Consider the following 25,079-nt stretch of genomic DNA (forward strand, 5'->3'; position numbering starts at 1 on the left):
ACTTATTTGAGGAACTGGAAAGAGTCAACGATCGGTAGCAGTGTGTAGTTGCATGCGTCGACGAGTGCGTGATCGAATCGCAGGTGCCACGCGAGGAGTGCCATGCCTGCGACCCCGGACTACATCCGGATCTCCGACGAGATAGTCGCCGACGTCAGGTCGGGTAAGTACCAGCCGGGAGACAAGCTGCCCTCGATCAGCGAGCAATGCGACCGGTTCAAGGTCAGCCCATCGACGATCAACCTCGTCAACGTGCGGCTGGAGGCGCTCGGGGTGATCACCCGCCATCAGGGCAAGGGCATCTTCGTGACGGATCCGGCGACTTGGCTGCGCAAGCCCTGAGATCGATCTTCCGGTTTTCGGGAGGCGAGTGAATCTTGGTAGCAAAGTGCCCCTATGGGGGCCGTTTCGTACCAAGATCTCAGAGCCGGAGCGAGGCGGGTCGCGGAGGGGTGACACGATGGATCGCGTGACCGGTGCCATCCACCCTGGGTACGCCCCGCCGACCCGTCCCGAGCAGCCCGGATCCGGCCGCCGCATTCAGCGCTGGCTGGTGGTTGCCACAGTGGTGTGGGCCGTGCTGCTCGCCGGGCTGACCTGGTGGTCGGTGCGCACCGATCCGCCCACCGTCAAGGAGCAGCGGTCGCTGAGCCAGGCCGGTCCGGTGGTGGACCGGGCGATGGGTGAGCTGAGCGCCGCGATCGGGACGGCCGGCGTGCCGGCGTTCCTGCCGGACCGGCTGGACCGGGGTTGCCGGGTCACCCCGTTGGACGCGGGTGTGAGTTTGGAACGCGGCATCGAGGTGGCTACCGCCGACGCGGACACCCGCGAGGTGCTGCGCCAGGTGGCCGACCGGCTGCCGTCACGATGGCGGGCCGGTGTCTCGACGTTCGACGGCGAGCCGCTGCTGCGCGCCGACGCCGGCGACTTCGTGGCGGTCGAGGGCCGGTCCGGCGGGCCCGGTCGGGTGCTGCTCACCGCCGCCACCGGATGCCGGCCGGTCGGCGACGGTTACCGGGCCCCCACCGTGGACGCCGCCAACGAGTCCGCCGCGCTGACAGGGGCGCTGGGTCGCTGGGGCGGTGCGACCGGCGCGGTCCAGGTGCTGGCCGCGCCCTGTCCGGGCGGCGGGACCGCCCGGACCGCCCGGGGCGAGGCGACTGCGGCGCCGGACCAGCCGCTGGCCGCCGCGTTCGGCGCCGGCGCCGCGCCGGTGGTGGACTCCGCCGACAGGTACGCCCGTCCGGGCGACCCGGCGGTGCTTGCCGAGCGGATCGACGAGCGGGTACGGGTGGCGGTCACCAGCCCGTGCCCGGCCTGACCCGGACCGAGCCGGACCGGACCGAGCCGGACCGAGGGCCGAGCCGGGCCGAGGCCGGGCCGGGCTGAGGCCGGGCCGGGCTGAGGCCGGGCCGGGCTGAGGCCGGGCCGGGCTGAGGCCGGGCTGAGGCCGGGCCGAGGCCGAGCCGGGCCGGGCTGAGGCCGGGCCAGTCCCGGGTCAGTGCCCTCGGCTGGCGTCGTGGGGGGTGCGGCTGCGGCCCAGGGCGTCCACCCGCCCCCACCGTCCCGGGATGTCGAGCAGCTCCACCCGGCCCATGCCCGACGGCACGGCCGGGTCGATGATCAGATGCTCGCCCTGCGGCTCCAGCCCCAGCATCACCCGGAGCAGCAGCAGCGGCGTACCGGCGGACCAGGCCTGCGGGCTGCCCGCGGTCGGATACCGCACCGGATAGTCGGTGAGGCCGCGCTCGTAGCCGGCGAACGCCTCGGGCAGCCGTCCGTTGAAGTAGTTGGACGCGCTCACCATCGCCTCGCAGATCTGGCCGGCCTCGTCGCGGAAGCCGTATTTCCACAGGCCCCAGGCGATGATCGAGTTGTCGAACGGCCACACCGTGCCGACGTGGTAGCCGATCGGGTTGTAGCGGCCCTGGTCGTCGGCGAGCGTGCGTACGCCCCAGCCGGAGAAGAGGCGCGGCCCGAGCAGGTGGGCGGCGACCGCCGGGGCGCGGGACTCGTCGACGATGCCGCTCCACAGCAGGTGGCCGATGTTCGAGGTGAGCGCGTCCACCTGCCGTCCCCGTGGGTCCAGGGCCAACGCGTAGTACTCCCGCTCGGGGATCCAGAAGTCGCGGTTGAACCGTTCCTTCAACGCCGCCGCCTCACGTTCCAGCCGTTCGGCGTACGCCGGGTCGTGCCAGTGGGTGCGGGCCATCCGGGCGCCGCGTAGCTTGGCGTCGTAGGCGTACCCCTGTAGTTCGCAGGTGGCCCGGGGGAACGGCGGCAGCCGGCCGTCGGCGTAGGAGATGGCGTCGGGGGAGTCCTTCCAGCACTGGTTCGGCAGCCCGGTCTCCGGGTTGCGCGTCATGTACCAGACGTAGCCCGTGCCGAGCAGGTCCCCGTACGTGTCGAGCCAGGCCAGCGCCGCCCGGGTCTCCTGCTCCAGTTGGCGCACGAGCGTCCCGTCCCCGGTCCACCGCTCGTACTCGTCGAGCAGGATGACGAAGAGCGCGGTGGTGTCGGCGGCGCCGTAGTAGGGCGAGTGCGGCTGCTCCTCGAAGCCGGCGGTCTCGCCGTAGCGCAGCTCGTGCAGGATCTTGCCGGGTTCCTCGTCCCGGAAGTCGTCGACCCGGGTGCCCTGGAGACCGGCCAGCATGAGGATGGTCGGCTGGATCAGTTCGGGGAGGAACGGCAGTAACTGGAGCGAGGTGAACATGCTGTCCCGGCCGAACAGGGTCATGAACCAGGGCAGGCCGGCGGCGACCAGCCGTACGCCCAGGGTGATCGACTCGTATCGGAGGGCGGCCAGGTCGGTGAGGCTGCGCCGGTAGGCCCCGGCCAGCGGCTCGCAGTCGCAGCCGAGCGTCGGCGCGCGCTCGATCAGCTCGTTCTGCTCGGCCTCGACGGCCGCCACCGTGCGTCGCCGGCCCATCGGCAGGATGGCCCGCACGTCCTCACCACGGGCCCCGTAGATGGTGGTGGTGACGTGCAGTCGGGTGGTCCACTCGCCGTGCGCCGCGACGCGGATCCGGAACGTCAGCCCGTCCCGGTCGACCTCGACCGGCGCGGTGCTGCTGATCTTCGTCTCCCGGTGGAACCCCTGCCGGCGGTAGGTGAGCCGCAGCCCGTCCTCCTCCACCGTGGGGCTGGTGCTGCCCTTCTTCTCCAACTGGTGCTTGACCTCGAAGAGGTCGGCGAAGTCGGAGGCGATGTCGAGCCGGAGACGGAACTCCTTGTCCTGGGCCGAGTGGTTGAGCAGGGTCAGGTCCTCGTCGAAGCTGCTGGCGATCGAGTGGCTGCGGATCACCGAGACGTCCGCGTCCAGGTCGTGCGTCGGTTCGCCGGGGACCATGAAGAACCGGGTCTTGTACGACAGCGAGTCGTCGATCGAGAGCGCGTGCAGCAGTTGGCCGTCGAGGGAGAGGATCCACGTGGAGAGGAACCGGGTGTCGTAGGAGAACAGCCCGGTGGGGAAGTCGTACGACGGCTCGATGTTGCCGCGCCGGTCGCTGACCAGGAACGTGTTGCCGTCGAGGATGCTCACCCGTTCCTTCACGTCGACTGCCGCACGTGTTCGCGGGCGGCGTCCCTCGGGTCCCGTACCCCGGGCGGGTCGGGCAGGAAGCGGCGCAGTGCCAGGAACAGTACGACCTGCCCGCCGAACGTGGCCTCGTTGCGCAGCACCGCCGCCATGCCGGCCTCCCGGCCGGTGACCAGCCCTTCGAAGAGTTGGGTGCCGGCGGTCAGGACGGCGTCCGGTGGGCGCTCCTCGTGCCGGCTGACCCGGGCCGATCCGGGGGCCATCGTCACGTACCAGTGCTCGGTACGGTTGCCGTCGGTCAGGTCGATCTGGAGGGTGCCGCCGATCGGGCTGCGCAACACGGCGGGGGCACGCGCCGGCAGCGACGCGAAGAACTGTTCGATCGCCTCACTCACATCCGAATGGTAGGCGCATAACAGACATATCGGGTCGGGTTCGACGGACCGGTCAGAATGGACGACCGGTGGAGGCTCAGTAGACCAGGGCCTGCGCGCCCTCGGTCATCGCCTCCTCGACGAAGACCGCCGCCCCGGCGATCCGGATGCCCGGCAGCACGTCGTCCGGGCCGATGTCCCGCCGGGCCGCGCACTGCGTGCAGGCGGTCACCCGGCCGGTGGTCAGGATCACGTGCAGCAGCTCGCCCAGCGGCGCCGAGTGCGGCAGCTCGAACGACTCCGCGCGCCCGGGCAGCGCGAACCAGGTCGACTCGCCGGTCAGCCAGAGCGACACGTCCACCCCCGCGGCGGCTGCGGTGGCGGCGACGGTGAACGCCTGGGCGCACCGCTCCGGGGCGTCCGCTCCGGCGGTGGCCTTGACGACGAGAGTGCGCGTCATGCCGCCCAGCATAGGATGGCCCGGATGGTTACCGAGATCGGGTTCGTCAGCCTGCTGGTCGCCGGCCTGGGCGCGTTCGCCGGTGGCCTCGTCTATGTCGCGGTCCGGATAGCAAGAGGTAAATGGTGAGTGAGAATCCGCTTCAGCCGCCGTGGCTGAACGCGCCGCCGGTCGAGGAATATCCCTACGAGGAGAGCCACGACCTGCGTGTCGGCCCGAAGTTGCACCCGAGCCTGGACGGTCTGCTGCCGTACATCGGGGTGTGGCGCGGCCGGGGTCGCGGCGGCTTCCCGACGATCGAGGACTTCGACTTCGCCCAGGAGATCCGGATCAGCCACGACGGCCGACCGTTCCTGCTCTACGAGTCCCGCGCGTGGATCCTGGACGAGCAGAGCCGCCCGGTCCGCCCGGCCGGTCGCGAGGTGGGCTGGTGGCGTCCGGTGCTCGACGGCGACCGGGTCACCGACGAGATCGAGGCGCTGATGAGCGTGCCGACCGGCGTGATGGAACTGCACATCGGCAAGCGCAGGGGCACCCAGATCGAGTTCGCCACCGACGCGGTCGTCCGTACCGCCACGGCGAAGGAGGTCACGGCCGGCGCCCGCCTGTTCGGCATCGTCGAGGGCGCCCTGCTGTACGCCCAGGAGATGGCTGCCATGGGCCACCCCCTGAGCCCGCACCTCTCCGCCCGCCTGACCCGCGTAGCCGGCTGACCCACCCGGCCCGCCACGGGCGCAGGGCAACTGCGGCGGCCGAACTATGATCGGAGGGTGTCCGAATCCTCCCTCGCGGAACTGCTCCGCTCGCGCGGGCTGCGGCTGACGGCGCAGCGGCAGTTGGTCCTCCAGGCTGTCCTGGATCTCGGGCACGCCACCCCGGAGCAGGTGCACACGGCGGTCCGTGAGGTGGCGGCCGGGGTCAACATCACCACCATCTACCGCACGCTGGAGCTGCTGGAGCGGCTCGGCCTGGTGACGCACACCCACCTGTCGCACGGCTCGCCGACCTACCACGCGGCGGGCGAGCACCAGCACGTGCACCTGGTGTGCCGGGAGTGCGGGGCGATCGACGAGATCTCCCCGGAGATGCTCCGGCCGCTCGCCGACCAACTGGCACGGCAGCGCGGATTCCAGGTCGACATCGGGCACGTCGCGCTCTTCGGGGTCTGCGGCAGGTGCGTACAGGACGAGGAACAGAGATGATCGACATCGCGGGCGCGGTCGCCGCCGACGCCATCGACGAGCAGACCCGGGACCAGCCCGAGCCGGCCCACCGGGCGGCCGGGGTCGCCCCGGTGGCCGCGCACTACGGCGACCCGATGCGCGAACAGCGGACGCTCGCCACCGGCGTGGGCCTGGTCGACCGGTCGCACCGGGGCGTGCTCGCGGTCCCCGGCGAGGAACGGATCGCCTGGCTGCACACGCTGACCAGCCAGCACCTGGCCGGGTTGGCGCCCTGGCAGGGCACCGAGCTGCTGGTGCTCTCCCCGAACGGGCACGTGGAGCAGCACGCGCTCGTCACCGAGGACGGCGAGACCACGTGGCTGGACACCGAGCCGGGGATGACCGGCGGACTGCTGTCGTACCTGGAGAAGATGCGCTTCTTCAGCAAGGTCGACCCGCGCGACGTCACCGCCGACCACGCGTTGCTCTCGCTTGTCGGGCCGGACGCCGCCGGCGCGCTCGACACCCTGGGCGTCACCGGGCTGGCCGCGCCCGACCTGGTCGGGGTGCCGGGTCCGAAGTTCCGCTCCGGCGAGCTGCCCGCACGACCCTCCGTGGTGTACGACGTCAAGCCGCTGCCGACCGGCGGCTGGGCCCGGCGGGTGGCGCTCGGCGTCGACCTGCTGGTGCCGCGCCCGGCCATGGCGGGCGTGGTGGCCGAGCTGCGGGACGCCGGCGTGCCGGTGGCCGGGCTGTGGGCGTACGAGGCGGTCCGGGTGGCCGCCCGACGGGCCCGGGCCGGGGTGGACACCGACCATCGCACCATTCCCGCCGAGGTGGACCTGATCGCCCCGGCCGTCCACCTGGACAAGGGTTGCTATCGGGGGCAGGAGACGGTGGCCCGGGTGCACAACCTGGGCAAGCCTCCGCGCCGGCTGGCGTTGCTGCACCTGGACGGCGTGGCGAGCGACCAGCCGCCGGCCGCCGGCACGCCGGTGACGCTCGACGGTCGTACCGTCGGTTTCGTCGGCACCGCCGTGCACCACTACGAGCTGGGTCAGATCGCGCTCGCCGTGCTCAAGCGCAACACCCCCGACGACGCCCGCCTGATGGTGGGCGACTCCGCCGCCGCCGTCGACAGTTAAGGCGGGGCCCCCGCTTAACGCCTCCGGTATAGGCGGGGCCCCCGCTTAACACCTGCGGGGCGGTGCGACGGCGGCCGTCTAGGATCCGGGCATGACGACAGGGACGTTGATCACGGTTGCCCCCACCGGCGCGGAGTCGGCCAAGGCGGAGATGCCGGCGCTGCCGGTGACGCTCGACGAACTGCTGCTGACCGCCAAGGAGTGCGAGGCGCTCGGCGCGGCCGTGATCCACGTCCACATCCGCGACGACGAGGCGCGGCCGACGCTCGACCAGGGCCGGCTGCGGGAGACCGTCTCCGCGTTGCGGGAGAGCACCGACCTGATCGTGCAGCTCTCCTCCGGCGGCGCGGTGACCGATCCGGAGGCCCACCGGCTCGCCGTGCTGGACGCCGCGCCGGACATGGCCTCCTGCACCATGGGCACGGTCAACTTCGGGGACGACGTGTTCCTCAACCGCTGGGAGTTCATCGTCGACCTGCACACCCGGATGCAGGAGCGGGGCGTCGTCCCCGAGTACGAGATCTTCGAGCTGGGTCACCTCACCGCGTTGCAGCGGCTGCTCGGCAAGTACGGCCTGCCGCACGGCGGGCACGTCCATGTCGACTTCGTGATGGGTGTGCCGGGCGGCATGCCGGGCACCACGGCCACCCTGGTCGCCGCCGCGCAGATGCTCCGCGACCTGCCCGCGGGCACCACGTTCTCGGCCACCGGCATCGGACGCAGCACCATCCCGGTGATGCTGGCCTCGCTGTCGGCCGGCGGTCACCTGCGGGTCGGTATGGAGGACACGGTCACCTACGCGAAGGGCCGCCCGGTGGAGTCCAACATGCAGCTCGTCGCCCGGGCGGTCGGCTTCGCGCAGCTCGCCCAGCGTCCGCCGCTCACCACCGCCGAGGCGCGCGCCCTGCTCGGCGTGTAAGCGGCAGGCAAGCTCACGCCCCTGTACGGGCAGGGTCGACGTCGCAGGTCACCCCGCTGCGGAACCGCCGCGCCCCGTCGGTACCGTCCATCCTGTGGGAAAGACGTACGAGGGCGGCGTGCCGCTCGCCGAGGTGGTCCGGTCCGGGTTCGTGGAGGGCGTCCACCGGGGTTCCGTGGTGGTGCTCGACGCCGCCGGCTCACCGGTCGCCGGTGCGGGTGACGTCACCTCGCCGATCTTTCCCCGCTCGTCCAACAAGCCATTGCAGGCGGTCGGCATGCTCCGGGCCGGGCTGCCGCTGACCGACCCGGCCGACGTGGCGCTCGTCGCCGCCAGCCACGCGGGCGAGGAGTTCCACGTCGAGCGGGTCACCGCGCTGCTCCGGGGCGCCGGCCTGGGCGAGGACGCGTTGCACTGCCCGGCGGACCTGCCGTTCGGCGAGACCGCCCGGGAGGCGGTGCTGCGGGCCGGCGGCGGTCCGTCCCGGGTGCTGATGAACTGCTCGGGCAAGCACGCCGGCATGCTGCTCACCTGCCTGGCCGCCGGTTGGCCGCTGGACGGTTACTGGCGGCCCGAGCATCCGCTCCAGCAGCGGGTGACCGCCACCGTCGAGGAGTTCACCGGCGAGCCGGTGGCGGCGGTCGGGGTGGACGGTTGCGGCGCGCCGGTGCACGCGGTGTCGTTGACCGGGCTGGCGCGGGCCTTCCGGCGGCTGGTCACCGCCGAGCCGGGCACGGTGGAGCGGGGTGTCGCGGACGCGATGCGGGCGTACCCGGAGATGGTCGGCGGCACCGTGGCCGACGACACCCGGCTGATGCTCGGCGTACCCGGATTGCTGGCCAAGATCGGCGCGGAGGGTGTGATGGCGGCGGCGGTCCCGGGGGTCGGCGCGGTCGCCCTGAAGATCGACGACGGCGCGGCCCGCCCCCGGATGCCGGTGCTGACCTCGGCCCTGACCCGGCTCGGGCTGGGCGCGCCCGTCCTCACCGAGTATGCCGAGTTTCCCCTGTTGGGCGGTGGTCTCCCGGTCGGCGCGGTCCGCCCGGTCTGGTAGCCGGTCGCCCGCCCGCCGGGGCGACGAGCGCGCGACCGCGACCGCGATCAGGGCAGGAAGTCGAGCAGGGCGGCGTTGACCGGCTCGGGGCGCTCCAGGGGGACCAGGTGGGCCGCGTCGGGGACGTTCGGCAGGCGGGTGCCGTGCGGTGCCTCGGCGGCGATCCGGTCGGCCAGGCGGTGGACGTCGGGCAGGTCGTGGGCGCCGGCGGCGGCCAGCACCGGCATCCGCAGATCGCCCAGCCGGTCAACGGCCGGCGGGTCCAGCTCGCCCACCTCGATCGCGCTGAGCGCCTGCTCGGCGGCGAGCGCCCAGCGGTCCATCTCCTCGGCGAACCGGATCAGCTCGGGGTCGACGTCCGTCGGCCGGCGGGTCGGGCCGACCACCCAGAACCGCACCTCGCCGGCGGCGGTGGCGGTGAAGTCCTCCGGGTCCACGTCGCCGACCAGCTCCTCCCAGAGCTGTTCGGTCTCCTCGGACCACTCGTGGCCGGAGACCGGGGCGCCGAACAGCGCGAGCGCCGAGATCCGCTCCGGGTGGGCCAGCGCGGTGTCCACCGCGACCCGGCCGCCGAACGAGCAGCCGACGAGCGCGGCCCGCTCGACGCCGAGCGCGTCGAGCAGCCCGAGCACGTCGTCGTGGTGGGCGAACGGGGTGGGCGGCAGCTCGGACTCGCCGTAGCCGCGCAGGTCCGGAACGATCACCCGGTGCCGGGCGGCGAGCGCCGGCACCTGCTCGCGCCACATCCGCCGGTCCGCGATGCCGGCATGCAACAGCACCACGACGCTGCCGCTGCCGGCCTCGTCGTACGTGAGCTGGGCGCCGTTGATCTCGATCTTGGTCACGATGGAACGGTACGGACCGCTCGAAGGGGCCGCAACCGCCTTCGAGTGACCTCGCTAACTGTGGCTAGCGTTTTGCTTGCAGCAGCTAGCAGGGCGCGTTACGGTGGAGTCATGGCCACCAGCAAGGACCTTCCCGATGTCGGCGGGTTCATTCGCGACCTGCGGCGCAATGCGAAGATCTCGCTGCGTCAGCTCGCCGAACAGGCGGGCGTCAGCAACCCCTACCTGAGCCAGATCGAGCGTGGGCTGCGCAAGCCGAGCGCCGAGGTGCTCCAGCAGCTCGCCAGTGCGCTGCGCGTCTCCACCCCGGCCATGTACCTGCGGGCCGGGCTGCTCGACGACAAGGAGGGACAGGGTGTGCTCGCGGCCATCGCGGTCGATCCCGAGCTGACCATGGCCCAGAAGCAGTCACTCACCCAGATCTACGAGACGTTCCGCCGGGAGAACGCGCGTCTGGCCGAGGCGACCGGCACCGCCGGCCCGACCGAGGCCGCCGAGCCGGCCGCCGCGCCGCAGGCCCCGGCCACCGTCGCGCCGGCCGCTACCGGCCCCGTGACGCCCGACGGCACCCCGACCGAGGCGGTCCTCGAATCGGTAGCCGTCACCGAGGCGGGCACCGCGCCCGCGCCGACCACCGCCGCCCGCGAACGCACGACCGCCCGCCGGGCGGCCCGGAAGGCCGCCGGAGCGGCCGAAGAGGAGCAGTCATGACCCAGTCGAAGACCAACCGCATCCCCGCCCCCCTCTACGCCGCCGCCGGCGCCGGCGAGCTGGCCCTGGAGCAGCTCCGCAAGCTGCCCACCGTGGTCAGCGGCCTCGGCACCCGGGTCGTCACCGACCTCGGCGGCAAGGCCGTCGGCACCGGCTACGAGCTGCGCCAGAAGGCCGACCTCGACCAGCTCCGCGAGGCCGCCAACCTGGAGAAGCTCCGCGAGGCCGCCAACCTGGACAAGCTCCGCGAGGCCGCCACCCGCAACGCCGCCGCCGTGGTGTCCGGCGCGTACGTCGCGCAGCAGCGCGCCCTGGCCGCGTACGCCGAACTGGTCGCCCGTGGTGAGCGGGTCGTCGGCGCCGGGGTGCTGGAGGCCGCCGACACGGTCAACGCCGACATCGCGGCGACCGAGGAGACCGTCCCGGCCGCCGTGGCCCCGAAGGCCGACGCCCCGAAGACCGAGGCGCCCAGCCCGACCGAGGTCGCCGAGGCGGTGGCCGCCAAGCCGGCCGCCGTGAAGCGGACCCGGGCCACCAAGGCGACCACCGCCAGGGCCGCCGCCGCCAAGCCGGTCACCCCGAAGGCCACGAAGCGGACCCGCCCGGCCGCCGAGTGACCCCACCGTCCATCGAGACCCCGGACGGCGTCCTGTCGGACGTTTCCGGGGTCTCGGCCTAAGCTTGCCGACATGGTCTACGCCGCGCCGATCTTCGCGTTCGAAGTCCGCTCCGTGATTCAGCTGATCCTGCTCGTCTTCGCGCTTGTCATCCAGGGCGTGGCGCTCGTGCACGCACTCACCCAGCGCGGCGACGGCTTTGCCGCCATCGGCACGCTGCCCAAGGGCGGCTGGATCGCCATCCTGGCGGTCTGCCTGCTGCTGACCCTGCTGGGCTTCGGCCCGATCAGCCTCTTCGGGCTGGTCGGCATCGCGGCCGGTCTGATCTACATGCTCGACGTGCGCCCCGGCCTGCGGGATCTGCACGACGGCCGAGGGTCCTGGTGAGAAGTTTCCGCTGGCCCCCGCCGCCCGACGGCGGCCCCCGCACCTGGGGCCCCGGCCCCGGTGGGCCGCGTACCGGCCGCCCGGCGCTGCCCGAGCCGGAGACGGAACTGGTCGCCACCCCGCACGGGGTGCGCCTGGAACGCCTGGTCACCGGCGTCGGCGACCCGGTCACCGTGTTCGCGCACGGGCTGGGCAACGGCATCGCCACCACCCGGCCGTTCGGCAGCGGCGTGACCGGGCGGCGGATCTTCTTCCAGTTCCGGGGGCACGGCCGGTCCGACTCCCCACCCGGGCCGTGGACCTACCTGGACCTCGCCCGTGACCTGCGGTCCGTCGCCGACCTGGGCGGCGCCACCCGCGCGTTCGGCGCCAGCCTCGGCGCGGGCGCGCTGTGCCGGGTGCTCGCCGAGAGCCCGGAACGCTTCGAGAAGCTCGTCTTCTTCCTTCCCGCCGTGCTGGACACGCCACGTGGCGAGGCGGCCCGGGTACGCCTCACCGGCCTGCTCGACGCGGTGGCCGACGGTGACGCGCACGCGCTCGCCGAGGTGGTGTCGCTGGAGCTGCCGCCGTCGGTCCGCAACACCCCGGCCGGCTGGTCCTACCTGCGGCAACGGCTCGACCAACTGCTGCGTGACGGGCTCGCGCCCGGCCTGGCCGGCCTGCCCGAGCAGGCCGCGCTCGACGACGCCGGCGCGCTCGCCGCGGTCACCGCGCCGGCCCTGGTGATCGCGTGCGCGGACGACGACCTGCATCCGGTGCCCGTCGCCGAGCGGCTGGCCGCCGCGCTGCCGGCGGCCACCCTGCACGTGTACGACCGGCCCGGCGTGCTCTGGACCGAACGCGCCGACCTGCGCGGGCGCATCTCGTCGTTCCTCAACGAGTAACGTCACCGCCCATGGGCGTCACACACCACGGCCGTACGCACCGACTCGACCTCGCCGACCCCACGCTGCGTGAGTGGACGTGCCGGGTGCTCGCGGCCGATCCCGAACAGGGCATCGTGCTGGACCGGTCCGCGTTCTACCCGGGCGGCGGCGGCCAACCGCCGGACCACGGGGTGCTGCTCTGGCAGGGTGTGCAGACCCGCGTCGTCGGCACCCGCAAGGGCGACGACCTCTGGCTCATCCCGGCCGAGGGCGACCCGCTGCCGCCGGTCGGCACCGACGTCACAGGCGCGGTGGAGGACGGCCGGCGGACCATGCTGATGCGCACCCACTCCGGGCTGCACGTGCTGTGCGGCGTGGTGTTCCGCGACTTCGGCGCGCTCGTCACCGGCGGCAACATGGAACCCGGCGAGGCCCGGATGGACTTCAACCTCCCCGAGGTGCCGCCGGATTTCAAGGCCCGCATCGAGGAGCTGGTCAACGCCGAGGTGGCCGCCGACCGGTCGGTCGCCGTCCGGGTGCTGCCGCGCGCCGACGCGCTCGCCCTGCCGGACATCATCCGCACCCAGTCCAACCTGATCCCGCCGACCGAGCAGGAGGTGCGGATCGTCGACATCGTCGGGCTGGACATGCAGGCCGACGGCGGCACCCACGTCGCCTCCACCGCCCAGATCGGCAAGGTCCAGGTGGTCAAGGTGGAGAGCAAGGGCCGGGCCAACCGCCGGGTCCGGGTACGCCTGGCGGACTGACCCGGACCGTCCGGGAAACCGGACGTCGGGTGTCAGGTATCGGTGACACGGTGAACCCATGAACTCACCACTCACCGGAAAGGTCGCGCTCGTGGCGGGCGCGACCCGGGGCGCCGGCCGGCAGATCGCCGTCCAGCTCGGCGCTGCCGGAGCCACCGTCTACGCCACCGGCCGCACCACCCGGGAGCGCCGCTCCGAGATGGATCGGCCGGAGACCATCGAGGAGACCGCCGAGCTGGTCACCGCCGCCGGGGGCACCGGCATCGCCGTCGCGGTCGACCACCTCGACCCCGAGCGGGTACGCGGGCTGGTCGAGCGGATCGATGCCGAGCAGGGCCGCCTCGACGTGCTGGTCAACGACATCTGGGGCGCCGATCCGCTGATCACCTGGGAGAAGCCGGTCTGGGAGCAGCCGCTCGACGCCGGCTTCCACACGCTCCGGCTGGCCGTCGACACCCACATCATCACCAGCCACTTCGCGCTGCCGTTGCTGATCCGCAACCCGGGCGGGCTGGTCGTCGAGATCGGCGACGGCACGAAGGCGTACAACGACGCCACCTACCGCCTGTCCGTCTTCTACGACCTGGCGAAGGTGTCGGTGAACCGGCTCGGCTTCACCCAGGCGCACGAGCTGGCCCCGTACGGCTGCACGGCCGTCGCGCTCACCCCCGGCTGGCTGCGCTCCGAGGCGATGCTTGAGCACTTCGGCGTCACGGAGGCCACCTGGCGCGACGGCGCAAAGACCGACCCGCACTTCGTGATGTCCGAGACGCCGGCGTTCGTCGGGCGGGCGGTGGCCGCGCTCGCCGCCGACCCGGACCGGGCCCGCTGGAACGGCCGGTCGCTCGACAGCGGCGGTCTGGCCCAGGTGTACGGCTTCACCGACCTGGACGGCACCCGCCCGCACTGGGCCCGTTACCACGACGAGGTGGTTGCGACCGGCAAGCCGGCCGACGACACCGGCTACCGCTGACCGGTCGGGTCCTCCGGCGGCCCGGCGTAGAGCGCCGCCGCGCGGCGGGCCGCCTCGGCGAACCGGTCCCGCAGCTCCGGCGGCGCCAGCACCTCCACCTCCGGGCCGAGCGCCAGCAGTTGGCCGTACGCCACGTCGACCGACTCGACGGGCAGCCGGAGCACCAGTCGGCCCCGCCCGTCGGGCCGGTCGGCCGCGGCGACCGCCTCCTCGTAGACGAACGGCGCGTCCACCAGGTGCCGCAGCAGCCGGAGGCCGGCCGGTCCGAGCCGTACCGTCACCCGCTCCCGGAGCAGATCCCGCAGGAACGCGCCGGCCTGTTCCCGCCAGTACGCCCCGAGGTCGAACCCCTCGTCCCGGTCGAAGCCGGCCGCACCCACCTCGACGTCGACCACCCGGTCCACCCGGTACGTCCGCCACGCCGCACCGACACGACCGACCAGATACCAGACCCCGTTCTTCAGCACCAGCCCGTACGGCGCGAGCGCGCGGGTCACCTCCCGGTCGCCGCGCCGGTAACGCAGCTCGACCATCCGGTCTCCCCAGACCGCCCCGGCCAGCTCGGCCAGCCGGGGCGGCGGCGCGGACTCCCGGAACCAGCCCGGCACGTCCAGGTGGAACCGCTGCCCGGTGCGCGCGGGCGCGTCCCGCAGGCTCGGCGGCAACGCGGCCAGCACCTTCAGCTCGGCGGCGGCCACCGCGTCGGCCAGCCCCATGTCGCCGGCCGGCCCCGGCAGCCCGGCCAGGAACAGCGCCTCCGCCTCGTCCCGGCTCAGCCCGGTCAGCCGGGTCCGGTAGCCGCCGAGCAGCCGGTAACCGCCGGCCCGCCCCCGGTCGGCGTAGACCGGGACGCCGGCGGCGGAGAGCGCCAGCACGTCCCGGTAGACGGTGCGTTCGGAGACTTCCAGCTCGTGCGCCAGTTCGGCCGCCGTCATCGTCTCCCGGGACTGGAGCAGCAGCACCAACGAGATCAGTCGCGAGGCACGCACCCACCCATTGTGTAAGGCGGGGCCCCCGCTTAACGCATTCGGTATAGGCGGGGGCCCCGCCTAACACCTCCGGCGGCGGCGTGCGCGAGCCCACTAGGCTGTGCCGTCGTGAACGCCTCCCGTACCGTCGCGCCCGTCACCGGCGCGGTCACCCGCTTCCTCGGCGGCGCCGGCCTGCTGCTGCGCGGGCTCGGCATGTACGTCCGCAGCCCGAAGCTGATGCTGCTCGGGATCGTGCCGGCGCTGATCTCCGGCGTGCTCTACCTGGCCGTCTTCGCCGCCCTGCTCTACTTCGTGGACGACCTGGCGGCCTGGCTGACCCCGTTCGCCGACGACTGGTCGTCGACCGCACGTGGGCTGCTGCGGGTCGCCGCCGGGCTGGCCGTCGTCGGGGTGGCCGCGCTGCTCGGGGTGCTCACCTTCACCGCGGTCACACTCGCCGTCGGCGACCCGTTCTACGAGGCCATCTCGGAGCGGGTCGAGGACCGCCTCGGCGGCACCCCGGGCAAGGTGGACGTGCCGTTCTGGGCCTCGCTGCGGCGCAGCGTCGTCGACTCGTTGCGCCTGGTGGCCATCTCCGCGCTGATCGGCGTACCCCTCTTCGCGGCCGGTTTCATCCCGGTGGTGGGTCAGACGGTGGTGCCTGTGGTCGGAGCCCTGGTGGGTGGTTGGTTTTTGGCGCTGGAGCTGGTCGGCGCGCCGTTCTACCGGCGCGGGATGCGGCTGCCGGACCGGCGGTCGAGGCTGCGGGCCGACCGGCCGACCGCGCTCGGCTTCGGGGTGGCGGTCTTCCTGTGTTTCCTGATCCCGCTCGGCGCGGTGCTGGTCATGCCGGCCGCCGTCGCCGGGGCCGCCCTGCTGGCCCGCCGGTCGCTCGGCCAACACACCGAGGAGCAGTGAGATGGACACCGTGCTGATCCAGGGCGACCTCACCGCGCAGCGGGTCGACGTGATCGTCAACGCGGCGAACTCGTCGCTGCTCGGCGGCGGGGGAGTGGACGGCGCGATCCACCGGCGCGGCGGCCCGGCGATCCTGGCGGAGTGCCGGGCGTTGCGCGCCGCCCGCTACGGGCGGGGGCTGCCGACCGGGCAGGCGGTCGCCACCACCGCCGGCGACCTGCCGGCACGCTGGGTGGTGCACACCGTCGGGCCGGTGTATGCGTCGCGCGAGGACCGGTCGGCGCTCCTGCGCGACTGCTACGCCAACAGCCTGCGCGTCGCCGACGAGCTGGGCGCGCTGTCCGTGGCCTTTCCGCTCATCTCCGCCGGGATCTACGGCTGGCCGGTCGAGGACGCGGTCACCCAGGCGTTGACCGTGCTGCACGCGGCCACCCCGGCGCACCTGGTCGAGGCCCGGCTGGTGCTGTTCGGCGCGGACACGTACGCGACGGCGGCGCGGGTCGCCGCCGGGCTCAGCTGAGCGTGCGGCGGCACGCCACCAGGCTCTCCACCCGCCGGTAGCCGAGCCGCGCGTTGATCGCCAGCATCGGCGCGTTCGCCTCGTCGTTCGAGGTGTACGCGGTCCGCACCCCGCGCGCCGCGGCGGTGTGCAGCGCGGCCAGCTTGGTCAGCCGGGCCAACCCCCGGCCCCGGTACGCGGGCAGCGTGCCGGTGAAGTCCGACCACATCCGCTCGCCGTCGCGCTTGACCAGGCTCAACGCGACCAGCTCGCCGTCCACCTCGGCAACGGTGCTGGCCTCCCGATCGAGCCCGAGGTTCTCCCAGCACTCGTGGCGCCAGAGGTCGTAGTCGAGCGCGTCGACGGGCACGTCGCTGGGCTCGTCCCGGGACGCCTCGGCGTCGACGCGGTGGACCCGGCGCGGGTCGAGCCCGGCGGTCGGCAGCAGCCGTACGTCCGGCGGTGGCTCCGGCATCGGCGGGGCGGGCCGCAGGTCGAGCGCGGCGTAGTGCAGCTCGCGGGTGGGCTCGAAACCGTGCCGCCGCGCGAACGGCAGCGACTCGGCGCGGGTGTGGGCGCGCACCTGGGTCGAGCCGAGCGCCCGGACGTGGCCGAAGGCGTGGTCGAACAGTGCGGTGCCGAGGCCCCGGCGGCGATGGTCCGGGTGCACGTGCAGGGTGGCGATCTCACCCACCCCGGGCGTCGAGGTCTGCGTGTTGCGGTACGCGGACACCCAGCCGACGACCTGCCCGTCCGCCTCGGCGACCCAGGCCGCCCAGCCCTCGCCCGGCGGCGGCTCGGCGATCATCCGGCGGGTCGACTCGACGCCGCGCACCAGGTAGGGAAAGACCAGCTTGCGCAGCGCCACCACGCCGTCGGCGTCGTCGGCACGGGCGGGACGGATCAGGGCTTCACTCATCCGCGCGACGCTAGCCACCCGGCCCGCGCGCCGCGAGCGGTTTGTTAAGCGGGGCCCCCGCCTATACCGAATGCGTTAAGCGGGGCCCCCGCCTTACGCGGAATCGCGGAGGATGAGCTGCGTGGGGAGCAGCAGGGCCTGCTCGACCTCCTCACCGGCGGCGATGCGCAGGAGCTGGCGGGTCATCGCCCGGCCCAGCTCCACGATCGGCTGCCGGACTGTGGTCAGCGGCGGCTCGGTGTACGCGGCCGTCTCGATGTCGTCGAACCCGATCACCGCGACGTCGTCGGGCACCCGCCGCCCGGCCTCGCGCAGCGCGCGTAACGCCGCGTGCGCCATCAGGTCGGAGGCGGCGAACACGGCGTCCAGCGTGGGGTCGGCGGCGAGCAGTTCGCGCATCGCGGCGGTGCCGGACTCCCGGGTGAAGTCGCCGTACGCGACCAGTTCCGGCAGCCCGGCGGCGGTGACCGCGGCCCGGTAGCCGAGCAGCCGTTCGATGCCGGCGACCATGTCCTGCGGCCCGGCGATGGTGGCGACGCGCCGCCGTCCGGCGGCGATCAGGTGCTCCACCGCCGTGGTCACGCCGCCGGTGTGGTCCACGTCGACGTAGGGCACGTCGGCGCCGTCGAGTGGCCGGCCGCTGCACACCACCGGGATGCCGAGCCGGGCCAGCCGGCCGGGCAGCGGGTCCTCCCCGTGCAGCGAGGCGAAGAGCACGCCGTCGACGTGCCGCCCGGTGGTGTACCGCTCGACCCGTTCGTGCCCGGCCGGCGAGCCGGCGAGCATCAGCACGAGCTGCTTGTCCGCGGCCTCCAGCTCCTGGGCCGCGCCGCGGATGATGCCGGGGAAGACCTGGTCGTCGGAGAAGACCCGGGTGGCCGCCTCGGGCAGCACCAGCGCGACCGAGTCGGTGCGCTGGGTGACCAGGCTGCGGGCGGCGAGGTTCGGGACGTACCCGAGTTCCTCGACCGCCCGCCGGACCGCCTGCTGGATCGGCTCGGCGACGGTGGTCGAGCCGTTCACCACCCGGGAGACCGTGGCTCGGGACACGCCGGCCCGCCGGGCCACCGCCTCCAGGGTCGGCCGCTGTGCCGTCGTCATCCCCGTAACCACCACCTCGTCACAGCCCGTTCCGGGCGATCACCTCCTGGTACCAGCGGGCGCTCTGCTTGGGTGTGCGCCGCTGGGTCAGGTAGTCGACGTGGACGATCCCGAACCGCTTCCGGTATCCCTCGGCCCATTCGAAGTTGTCCAGCAACGACCATACGAGATAGCCGCGCAGGTCGACCCCGCGGGCGATGGCCTCGTGCGCGGCGCGCAGGTGCCCGTCGAGGTAGGCGGTCCGGTCGGCGTCGGCCACCCGGCCCGATTCGTCCCGGGTGGCGTCCGGGAACGCGCCGCCGTTCTCGGTGATCATCAGCGGCAGGCCGGGGTGGTCGGCGGCCACCCGGGCCAGCAGCCGGGTCAGCCCGGCCGGCTCGATCGACCAGCCCATGTCGGTGACCGGACCGGTCGCCGGCAGGAACTCGACCGCGCCGGCGGTGCCCGGGTACGCGTCGCTGCCCCCGCCGTCCGGCCGCCCCGCCACGTAGGTGGGCGAGTAGTAGTTCAGGCCGAGCAGGTCCAGCGGCGCGGCGATGATCTTCTCGTCCCCGTCCCGGACGAAGTCCGGCGCGACGATCCGGCTCACGTGCGCCAGCACGTCCGCCGGGTAGCCGGCGCCGGTCAGCGGGTCCAGGAAGATCCGGTTGTGCAGGCCGTCGACGAGCCGCACCGCCTCGGCGTCCGCCGCGCTGCCGGCGTCCGCCGGCTGCACGTCGGCCGGGTTGAGCGTGATCCCGATCGTCTCCGCGCCGGCCGCGCGCAGCGCTCGCGCGGCCAGGCCGTGGCCGAGCAGCAGATGGTGTACGGCCCGGAAGGCGTCCCCCGGGTCGCGTCGGCCGGGCGCGTGCACCCCGGCGCCGTACCCGAGGTACGCCGAGCACCACGGTTCGTTGAGCGTGGTCCAGGTGCGGACCCGGTCGCCGAGGCGACGGTGTACGACGACCGCGTACTCGGCGAAGTGCTCGGCGGTCTCCCGGACGGTCCAGCCGCCCCGGTCCTCGAGCACCTGCGGCAGATCCCAGTGGTAGAGCGTGACGATCGGGTCGATGCCCCGGGCCAGCAGCGCGTCGGTCAGCCGGTCGTAGAAGTCCAGCCCGCGCGGCTCGACCGGGCCGGTGCCGTCCGGCCGGATCCGGGGCCAGGACACCGAGAACCGGTACGCCCGCAGCCCCAGCTCGGCCATCAGTGCCACGTCCTCGGCGTACCTGTGGTAGTGGTCACAGGCCACGTCGCCGGTGTGGCCCTGGGCCACCGCGCCCGGCGTACGGCTGAAGGTGTCCCAGATCGACGGGCCGCGACCGTCCTCGCGGGCGGCGCCCTCGATCTGGTACGCGGCGGTGGCCGCGCCCCAGACGAAGCCCTCGGGGAAACGGAGTTCCGTCATGCCTTCACCGCACCTTCCATGATCCCGCCGATGATCTGACGGCCGAACAGGACGAACACCAGCAGCAGGGGCAGCGTAGCGATGGCCGTGCCGGTGAACACCTGCGACATGTCCTGGTAGTACCCGTCGGAGAGGGCCCGCAGCGACAGCTGGACGGTCGGGTTCTCCGGGTCGTTGAGCACCGCGTACGGCCAGAGGAAGTCGTTCCAGGTGGTCATGAACGTGAGCAGGCCGAGCACGGCGGCGGCCGGGCGCAGCGCGGGCAGCACCACGTTCCAGTAGATCCGGGCGGTGTTGCACCCGTCCATCCGGGCCGCCTCGATCAGCTCGGTGCTGACCGCCTGGCCGGCGTACTGGCGCATCATGAACACGCCGAAGCCGGTGACGAGCGCCGGCACGATGACGGCGGGCAGCCGGTCGTTCCAGTTCAGCTTCGTCATCAGCAGGTAGAGCGGGATCACGCCGAGCTGGGTGGGGACCATCATGGTGGCGACGATGGTCAGCAGCAGCGCGTTGCGCCCGCGGAACCGCAGCTTCGCGAACGCGAACCCGGCCAGCGTGGAGAAGAACACCACCGAGATCGTCACGGTGGTGGCCACGATCGCCGAGTTGATCAGGCCGGTGAGGAAGTAGGCGTCGGTGTTGTCGAACAGCCGGGCGATGTTGGCGCCGAGGTTGCCGCCGGGGGTGAGCGGGGGTGGGACCTGGCCCATCGCGTCGCTGGTGCGGCTGGCCACCACGAACATCCAGTAGATCGGGAAGACCGACAGCGCGGCTGAGAGCACCAACGCCAGGTAGGTGAGCCGGCTGGCCGACCAGAGGCGGGTCATCGGGAGACCTCCTTGCGGGAACCGCCGCCGAGCCGGCGCAGGAGCAGGACGTTTATCGCCGCGACCACCGCGATCAGCGCGAAGAGCAGCCAGGCGACGGCCGAGCCGTAGCCGAAGTTGTAGTGCGGCGCGAACGCGTTCTCGAACATGTACATGGTCACCGTCTGTGACTCGCGCAGCGGCCCGCCGCGGATCGCGTTGGTGCCGGAGTTGAACATCCGCGGCTCGGTGAAGAGTTGGAGGCCGCCGATGGTGGAGATGATGACCGCGAAGACGATCGTCGGCTTGAGCAGCGGCACGGTGATGGACCAGAACTGCCGGGCCCGGCCGGCGCCGTCGATCGCCGCCGACTCGTACAGGTCGCGGGGGATGGCCTGCATGGCGGCCAGGAAGATCAGCGCGTTGTAGCCGGTCCACCGCCAGTCGACCATGGTGGAGATGGCGACCCAGGCGGCGAACCTGTTGGCCTTCCAGTCGATCGCGTTCACCCCGACGTGGTCGAGCACCCAGTTGATCATCCCGAAGTCGCGGCCGAACAGCACCGCGAACACGATCGCCACCGCCGCGGTCGAGGTGACGTTCGGGACCAGCACCGCCATCCGCCAGGTGGTACGGGCGCGGAGCTGGCGGTTGAGCAGGTTGGCCAGCCAGAGCGCGGCCAGCAGCTGTGGGACGGTGGAGATGACGAAGATGCCGAGCGTGTTGACCACGGAGTGCCAGAAATCCGGGTCCGCAAGCAACTGGCTGTAGTTGTCGAACCCGATGAACGGGTGGTCGGCGCCGAGCAGGTCCCAGTCGTGCAGGGAGACCCAGAACGTGTACGCCAGCGGGTAGGCCCCGAAGACGCCGAAGAGCAGGAAGAACGGGGCGACGAAGAGGTAGGGCGAGTATCTGGTGTCGAGCCGGCTGAGCCGGGGGCCCCGGTCGGTGCGGGTGGTGCGGGGGGCCGGTGCGACCGGCGGGCGGGCGTCGAGCTGGACGGCCATGACCTGAGAACTCCTTTCCGCCGTGCGGGCGGCACCCGTCGCCGGGGCCGCCCGCACGCGCTGCTCGGGTTACTTGGCGGCGGCCTTCTCGGCGTTCGACACCGCGTCGGTCCAGCCCTGCTCCGGGGAGCGTTTGCCCAACTCCACGGTGCGTACGGCGTTCTCCACCTCGGTGCGTACGGCCTGGTTCTTCGGTCCCATGTAGACCGGCTTCAGGTTCTTGGCGCCCTCGGCGAAGATCTTGCCGACCGGGGCCTCGGAGAAGTAGGCGTTCGTCGAGTCGACGATCGCCGGATCGGCGAGCGCCTGCGGCGACGACGGCAGTGGGCCCTTCGCCTTGAACGCGCCGATCTGGCCCTTGGCGCTGGTCAGGAACTTGGCCAGCTCGATCGCCTCGGCCTGGTGCTTGCTCTGCTTCGGCACGGCGAGGAAGGAGCCACCCCAGTTGCCGCCGTCACCGGGGATCTGGGCGATGTCCCACTTGCCCTTGGCGCCGGGGCCGGCGTTGCCCTCGATCACGCCGGTCATCCAGGCCGGGCAGGCGATGGTGGCGAACTTCGACTGCTTGAACGCGGAGACCCACTCCTCCGACCAGGAGCCGTACTTCCCGGAGAGGCCGGAGTCGATGATGTCCATCGTCGTGTCGTACGCCTGCCGTACCGCCGGGTTGCTGCCCACGACCAGGTTGTTGTCGGTGTCGTAGTAGCTGTAGCCGCTGGTGTTGCCGGCGGTCTGGAGCAGGATGGTGTTGAACGTGTTGGTCGCGGCGTCCAGGAACGCGGCGCCGGTCTTCTTCGCGGTGAACTGTTCGCCGACCTTGACGTAGTCGGTCCAGGTGGGCCAGAGCTTCGACACGGCCTCCCGGTCGGTGGGCAGGCCGGCCTTGGCGAACAGGTCGGTGCGGTAGCACATGGCCATGCCGCCGACGTCGGTGCCGAGGCCGATGAGTTGCTTGCCGTCGGCGGTGAGCCCCTGGTTCCACTTCCAGTCGAGGAAGTCGCCCTTCAGGTCGGCCGCGCCGTGGTCGAGCAGGTTGACGAAGTTCTGCGGGTTGGCCTTGTACTCGACCAGCAGCCCTTCCTCGATGGCGACGATGTCGCCGGCGCCCTTGCCGGCGGCGAGCCACTGGGTGAGCTTCGGCGAGTATTCGTCGAGGTTGCTGCCGGTGCCCCGCTCGACGATCTTCACGCCGGGGTGGCTGGCCATGTACTCCTGGTAGAGATCCGCGTAGCCGAACTGGCCGAAGACGTCGACGGTGAGCGTGACCGGCCCGTCGGCGGCGGCCTCGTCGTCGCCGCCGCAGCCGGTGGTGCCGAGCAGCGCGGTGGCGGCGACCAGGGCCACCGCCGCCAGTCGACGGCGCGTGAAGGTGAGCATGCTGTCCTGACCTCTCGGGGTCGTAACGGGTGGTGGAAGGCGGTTCCGGTACTAAGAGAGCGCTCTCTCGACAGCCTGGTGGGTGGTCCGGGACCGTGTCAAGAGAGCGCTCTCAGAGCGTCCGAAAAAAGCGGAGAGGGGCGGTCATCGCCCCTCTCCGCCCAAATTCGACGCGGTCAGCCCGTGCGCAGGCCGTCCAACAGACCGCGGTCGCCCGCCACGCCGAGCGTGTCGAAGCTGATCCGGCCCATCAACGCCAGTAGCAGGTCGCTCGCCGTGCCGGTCACCTGCGCCCGGGCCCGGTGGTCGTCGTGGTCCAGGATCGTCGCGGTGTCCAGCAACGCGACCCCCTCACCGCGCAGGCGCAGATACCACTCCTGGGCGGCGTCCGTCGCGGTCAACTGGACCACCCCGTGCCACGGACCCGAGCCGCGCCGCCGGCCCGCCGGCAGCCAGGTGTCCAACACCTCGCTCACCCCGTCGGCCGCGAGCTTGGACTCGATCGGGTCACCCGCGCCGATGGCGAGCTGGGCGTCCCAGCGGTGCACCGCGGTCTCGTGCGCCATCCGGCGCGGCCAGAAACCCGCCCGCTTCGGCTGCGGCGCGAAGTTCCAGGCCGGCGCCTCCGGGTCCAACCCGTCGAAGATCCCGGTCAGACGCTCGTACTCCTGGGCATACCACTGGGCCGGGGTGAGACCGGCCGGCGGCTCCGGCTCGTGCCGCTCCGGCCGGCTGGTCGAGCCGGCCGCCAACACCGTGCCCGCCCACACGTAGATCCGGGTCAGGTGGTGGGCGAGATCGGTGACCGTCCAGCCGGGACAGGACAGCACCGGTGTCTCGGGAGGGGCCTCCGCCACCGCCGCGGCGAACGCGGGACCCTCCGTCCGCAACGCGCCGATCCAGAAGTCCTTCGTGTGGTGCAGTCTGCTCATCGCCATCCTCCCGGGGGTGACCGGGCCACCAGTGGGTGCCGCGGCTCCCCCTCAGCCTAGGGTGAAAGGCGTGTCAGACGTCTACGCCGAACCGACGACCGCCACCGGACCGACAGATCCGGGCACCCTGGCGCGCTACACCACCCTACGCCTCGGCGGCCCCGCCGGCCGACTGGAGATCGCCACCGACGCCACCGGGATCGTCCGCCGGGTACGCGAGGCCGAGGCCCGCGACGAGGAAGTGCTGGTCCTGGCCGGCGGCAGCAACGTGGTGATCGGCGATCAGGGCTTCCCCGGCACCGTCGTGCTCGTCCGCTCCCGGGGGTTCCAGGTCGTCGCCACCGACGCCGACACCGTCACGGTACGGGTGGCCGCCGGCGAGCCGTGGGACGACCTGGTCGCCGCCACCGTCGAACGCGGCTGGGCGGGACTGGAATGCCTCTCCGGCATCCCCGGCTCGGCCGGCGCGACCCCGATCCAGAACGTCGGCGCGTACGGCCAGGAGGTGGCCGAGACGATCGTCGCCGTCGAGGCGTACGACCGCACGCGCCGCGAGGTGGTCCGGATCGCGGCGGCGGACTGCGGATTCGCCTACCGGGGCAGCATCATCAAGTACAGCGACCGCTGGGTGGTGCTCTCGGTCGACTTCCACCTCACCCGCTCGCCGCTCTCCGCCCCGGTCCGCTACGCCGAACTGGCCCGCACGCTCGGCGTCGAGGTCGGCGACCGGGTGCCGCTGGCCGACGCCCGGGCCGCCGTGCGGCGGCTGCGCGCCGGCAAGGGCATGGTGCTCGACCCGGCCGACCCGGACACCAGGTCGGTGGGTTCGTTCTTCACCAACCCGGTGCTGGACCGCGAGGCGTACGAGCTGCTCCGGGAGCGCGCGGCCGACCTGGGCGAGCCGCCGCACTGGCCGGGCCCCGGTGACGTGGTGAAGGTCAGCGCGGCCTGGCTGATCGACAAGGCCGGCTTCGGCAAGGGCTACGCCGGCCCGGAGGGCGTCGCCATCTCGACCAAGCACACGCTGGCGCTCACCAACCGGTCCGGCGCGGCAAGCACCGCCGCCCTGGTGACCCTGGCCCGGGAGATCCGCGACGGCGTGCACGCCCGCTTCGGCGTCCCCCTCCACCCCGAGCCCGTCCTGATCAACTGCACCATCTGACCCCTCGGCGTCGCCTGCCCCGCCCGGCCGTCGCTCTCTCGCCTCGGTGTCCGCCCGGCCTGGCACCCGCACCGCGCGGATCCGGCGGGCCCGCCGCGCCGGTCGCCGCAGCCATCCGCCGCTTTCAGATTGAGAGATGAGCGTTCCGCATGTCGGGAAGGATGAAGATCTTGGTAGG

Annotated in this window: 29 protein-coding genes; 17 read left to right on the top strand and 12 right to left on the bottom strand. The window is 72.7% G+C overall.

Annotation, left to right across the window (positions count from 1 at the left end):
• Nucleotides 1-102 precede the first annotated feature (102 nt).
• Together O7602_RS01340 and O7602_RS01345 are read left to right on the top strand one after the other, a co-directional pair.
• Entirely contained in the window at nt 103-342 is a 240-nt protein-coding gene (locus tag O7602_RS01340; protein WP_281586432.1) for a winged helix-turn-helix domain-containing protein, read from the top strand.
• A gap of 127 nt (nt 343-469) precedes the next feature.
• Nucleotides 470-1,321 carry a hypothetical protein gene (locus O7602_RS01345; RefSeq protein WP_281586433.1) on the top strand — a complete coding sequence of 284 codons (852 nt, stop codon included), beginning with the start codon at nt 470-472 and terminating at the stop codon, nt 1,319-1,321.
• A gap of 177 nt (nt 1,322-1,498) precedes the next feature.
• Here the strand turns inward: O7602_RS01345 and O7602_RS01350 are convergent, their stop codons facing one another.
• The 3 genes from O7602_RS01350 to O7602_RS01360 form a co-directional block, all read right to left on the bottom strand.
• Nucleotides 1,499-3,553 (bottom strand): glycogen debranching N-terminal domain-containing protein, encoded by a 2,055-nt coding sequence (locus O7602_RS01350; RefSeq protein ID WP_281586434.1) that lies wholly within the window; start codon nt 3,551-3,553, stop codon nt 1,499-1,501.
• Nucleotides 3,550-3,933 (bottom strand): SCP2 sterol-binding domain-containing protein, encoded by a 384-nt coding sequence (locus O7602_RS01355; protein ID WP_281586435.1) that lies wholly within the window; start codon nt 3,931-3,933, stop codon nt 3,550-3,552. Before O7602_RS01355 ends, O7602_RS01350 begins: the two co-directional genes overlap by 4 nt.
• A gap of 76 nt (nt 3,934-4,009) precedes the next feature.
• On the bottom strand, nt 4,010-4,384 hold the full coding sequence (locus O7602_RS01360) for a DsrE family protein (protein WP_281586436.1): 375 nt from the start codon (nt 4,382-4,384) through the stop codon (nt 4,010-4,012).
• 12 nt (nt 4,385-4,396) lie between these two features.
• On the opposite strand from O7602_RS01360, the gene mtfM reads away from it, so the two are divergent.
• The 6 genes from mtfM (at nt 4,397) to O7602_RS01390 (ending at nt 8,653) form a co-directional block, all read left to right on the top strand.
• The gene (gene mtfM / locus O7602_RS01365) at nt 4,397-4,501 is read left to right on the top strand and encodes a small membrane protein MtfM (protein WP_281586437.1); all 105 of its coding nucleotides are present in this window, start codon (nt 4,397-4,399) and stop codon (nt 4,499-4,501) included.
• Nucleotides 4,495-5,085, top strand: coding sequence for an FABP family protein (locus tag O7602_RS01370; protein WP_281586438.1), 591 nt, complete (start codon nt 4,495-4,497; stop codon nt 5,083-5,085). The genes mtfM and O7602_RS01370 overlap by 7 nt, the downstream gene beginning before the upstream one ends.
• Nucleotides 5,086-5,142: 57 nt before the next feature.
• A complete protein-coding gene (locus tag O7602_RS01375) occupies nt 5,143-5,574 on the top strand; it encodes a Fur family transcriptional regulator (RefSeq protein ID WP_281586439.1) in 432 nt (143 codons plus the stop codon).
• Nucleotides 5,571-6,680 (top strand): folate-binding protein, encoded by a 1,110-nt coding sequence (locus O7602_RS01380; RefSeq protein ID WP_281586440.1) that lies wholly within the window; start codon nt 5,571-5,573, stop codon nt 6,678-6,680. The genes O7602_RS01375 and O7602_RS01380 overlap by 4 nt, the downstream gene beginning before the upstream one ends.
• Before the next feature lie 91 nt (nt 6,681-6,771).
• Nucleotides 6,772-7,599: a 3-keto-5-aminohexanoate cleavage protein gene (locus O7602_RS01385; RefSeq protein WP_281586441.1), complete on the top strand. Its 828-nt coding sequence runs from the start codon at nt 6,772-6,774 to the stop codon at nt 7,597-7,599.
• A 94-nt stretch (nt 7,600-7,693) separates the two neighbouring features.
• Nucleotides 7,694-8,653 (top strand): asparaginase, encoded by a 960-nt coding sequence (locus O7602_RS01390; protein ID WP_281586442.1) that lies wholly within the window; start codon nt 7,694-7,696, stop codon nt 8,651-8,653.
• A gap of 47 nt (nt 8,654-8,700) precedes the next feature.
• Here O7602_RS01390 and O7602_RS01395 read toward each other — a convergent pair whose 3' ends face one another.
• Nucleotides 8,701-9,498: an alpha/beta hydrolase gene (locus O7602_RS01395; protein WP_281586443.1), complete on the bottom strand. Its 798-nt coding sequence runs from the start codon at nt 9,496-9,498 to the stop codon at nt 8,701-8,703.
• A 111-nt stretch (nt 9,499-9,609) separates the two neighbouring features.
• Between O7602_RS01395 and O7602_RS01400 the strand changes: the two genes are divergently transcribed.
• The 6 genes from O7602_RS01400 to O7602_RS01425 all read left to right on the top strand — a co-directional run bounded on the left by O7602_RS01400 (nt 9,610) and on the right by O7602_RS01425 (nt 13,819).
• A complete protein-coding gene (locus tag O7602_RS01400; RefSeq protein ID WP_281586444.1) occupies nt 9,610-10,209 on the top strand; it encodes a helix-turn-helix transcriptional regulator in 600 nt (199 codons plus the stop codon).
• Nucleotides 10,206-10,826, top strand: coding sequence for a hypothetical protein (locus O7602_RS01405; protein WP_281586445.1), 621 nt, complete (start codon nt 10,206-10,208; stop codon nt 10,824-10,826). Before O7602_RS01400 ends, O7602_RS01405 begins: the two co-directional genes overlap by 4 nt.
• A 72-nt stretch (nt 10,827-10,898) precedes the next feature.
• Nucleotides 10,899-11,213 carry a DUF2516 family protein gene (locus O7602_RS01410; protein WP_281586446.1) on the top strand — a complete coding sequence of 105 codons (315 nt, stop codon included), beginning with the start codon at nt 10,899-10,901 and terminating at the stop codon, nt 11,211-11,213.
• Nucleotides 11,210-12,097, top strand: coding sequence for an alpha/beta hydrolase (locus O7602_RS01415; protein ID WP_281586447.1), 888 nt, complete (start codon nt 11,210-11,212; stop codon nt 12,095-12,097). Before O7602_RS01410 ends, O7602_RS01415 begins: the two co-directional genes overlap by 4 nt.
• Nucleotides 12,098-12,108: 11 nt before the next feature.
• A complete protein-coding gene (locus O7602_RS01420; protein ID WP_281586448.1) occupies nt 12,109-12,846 on the top strand; it encodes an alanyl-tRNA editing protein in 738 nt (245 codons plus the stop codon).
• Nucleotides 12,847-12,904: 58 nt separating this feature from the next.
• Nucleotides 12,905-13,819, top strand: coding sequence for an SDR family oxidoreductase (locus O7602_RS01425; protein WP_281586449.1), 915 nt, complete (start codon nt 12,905-12,907; stop codon nt 13,817-13,819).
• Here the strand turns inward: O7602_RS01425 and O7602_RS01430 are convergent.
• Nucleotides 13,810-14,808, bottom strand: a complete 999-nt coding sequence (locus O7602_RS01430; protein WP_281586450.1) for a WYL domain-containing protein — start codon at nt 14,806-14,808, stop codon at nt 13,810-13,812. The genes O7602_RS01425 and O7602_RS01430 overlap by 10 nt on opposite strands.
• Nucleotides 14,809-14,916: 108 nt before the next feature.
• Between O7602_RS01430 and O7602_RS01435 the strand changes: the two genes are divergently transcribed.
• Both O7602_RS01435 and O7602_RS01440 read left to right on the top strand, forming a co-directional pair.
• On the top strand, nt 14,917-15,708 hold the full coding sequence (locus O7602_RS01435) for an EI24 domain-containing protein (RefSeq protein ID WP_281586451.1): 792 nt from the start codon (nt 14,917-14,919) through the stop codon (nt 15,706-15,708).
• 1 nt (nt 15,709) lies between these two features.
• Nucleotides 15,710-16,228: an O-acetyl-ADP-ribose deacetylase gene (locus O7602_RS01440; RefSeq protein ID WP_281586452.1), complete on the top strand. Its 519-nt coding sequence runs from the start codon at nt 15,710-15,712 to the stop codon at nt 16,226-16,228.
• On the opposite strand, the gene O7602_RS01445 is transcribed toward O7602_RS01440, so the two are convergent.
• The 7 genes from O7602_RS01445 to O7602_RS01475 form a co-directional block, all read right to left on the bottom strand.
• Nucleotides 16,221-17,126: a GNAT family N-acetyltransferase gene (locus O7602_RS01445; protein ID WP_281586453.1), complete on the bottom strand. Its 906-nt coding sequence runs from the start codon at nt 17,124-17,126 to the stop codon at nt 16,221-16,223. The two genes, O7602_RS01440 and O7602_RS01445, sit on opposite strands and share 8 nt — an antisense overlap.
• Before the next feature lie 93 nt (nt 17,127-17,219).
• Complete coding sequence (locus O7602_RS01450; protein ID WP_281586454.1) at nt 17,220-18,227, bottom strand: LacI family DNA-binding transcriptional regulator; 1,008 nt, start codon at nt 18,225-18,227, stop codon at nt 17,220-17,222.
• Between the two features lie 19 nt (nt 18,228-18,246).
• Nucleotides 18,247-19,614 carry a GH1 family beta-glucosidase gene (locus tag O7602_RS01455; protein WP_281586455.1) on the bottom strand — a complete coding sequence of 456 codons (1,368 nt, stop codon included), beginning with the start codon at nt 19,612-19,614 and terminating at the stop codon, nt 18,247-18,249.
• Nucleotides 19,611-20,444 (bottom strand): carbohydrate ABC transporter permease, encoded by an 834-nt coding sequence (locus tag O7602_RS01460; protein ID WP_281586456.1) that lies wholly within the window; start codon nt 20,442-20,444, stop codon nt 19,611-19,613. The genes O7602_RS01455 and O7602_RS01460 overlap by 4 nt, the downstream gene beginning before the upstream one ends.
• Entirely contained in the window at nt 20,441-21,430 is a 990-nt protein-coding gene (locus tag O7602_RS01465; RefSeq protein ID WP_281586457.1) for a sugar ABC transporter permease, read from the bottom strand. Before O7602_RS01465 ends, O7602_RS01460 begins: the two co-directional genes overlap by 4 nt.
• A 69-nt stretch (nt 21,431-21,499) precedes the next feature.
• On the bottom strand, nt 21,500-22,807 hold the full coding sequence (locus tag O7602_RS01470; RefSeq protein WP_281586458.1) for an extracellular solute-binding protein: 1,308 nt from the start codon (nt 22,805-22,807) through the stop codon (nt 21,500-21,502).
• A gap of 176 nt (nt 22,808-22,983) precedes the next feature.
• Nucleotides 22,984-23,739: a maleylpyruvate isomerase family mycothiol-dependent enzyme gene (locus O7602_RS01475; protein WP_281586459.1), complete on the bottom strand. Its 756-nt coding sequence runs from the start codon at nt 23,737-23,739 to the stop codon at nt 22,984-22,986.
• Nucleotides 23,740-23,866: 127 nt separating this feature from the next.
• Between O7602_RS01475 and O7602_RS01480 the strand changes: the two genes are divergently transcribed.
• Nucleotides 23,867-24,901 (top strand): UDP-N-acetylmuramate dehydrogenase, encoded by a 1,035-nt coding sequence (locus O7602_RS01480; RefSeq protein ID WP_281590056.1) that lies wholly within the window; start codon nt 23,867-23,869, stop codon nt 24,899-24,901.
• Nucleotides 24,902-25,079: the final 178 nt, after the last annotated feature.

Origin of the sequence: Micromonospora sp. WMMD1128, assembly GCF_027497235.1 — a bacterium.
In the GTDB taxonomy this organism is placed as follows: Bacteria; Actinomycetota; Actinomycetes; order Mycobacteriales; family Micromonosporaceae; genus Micromonospora.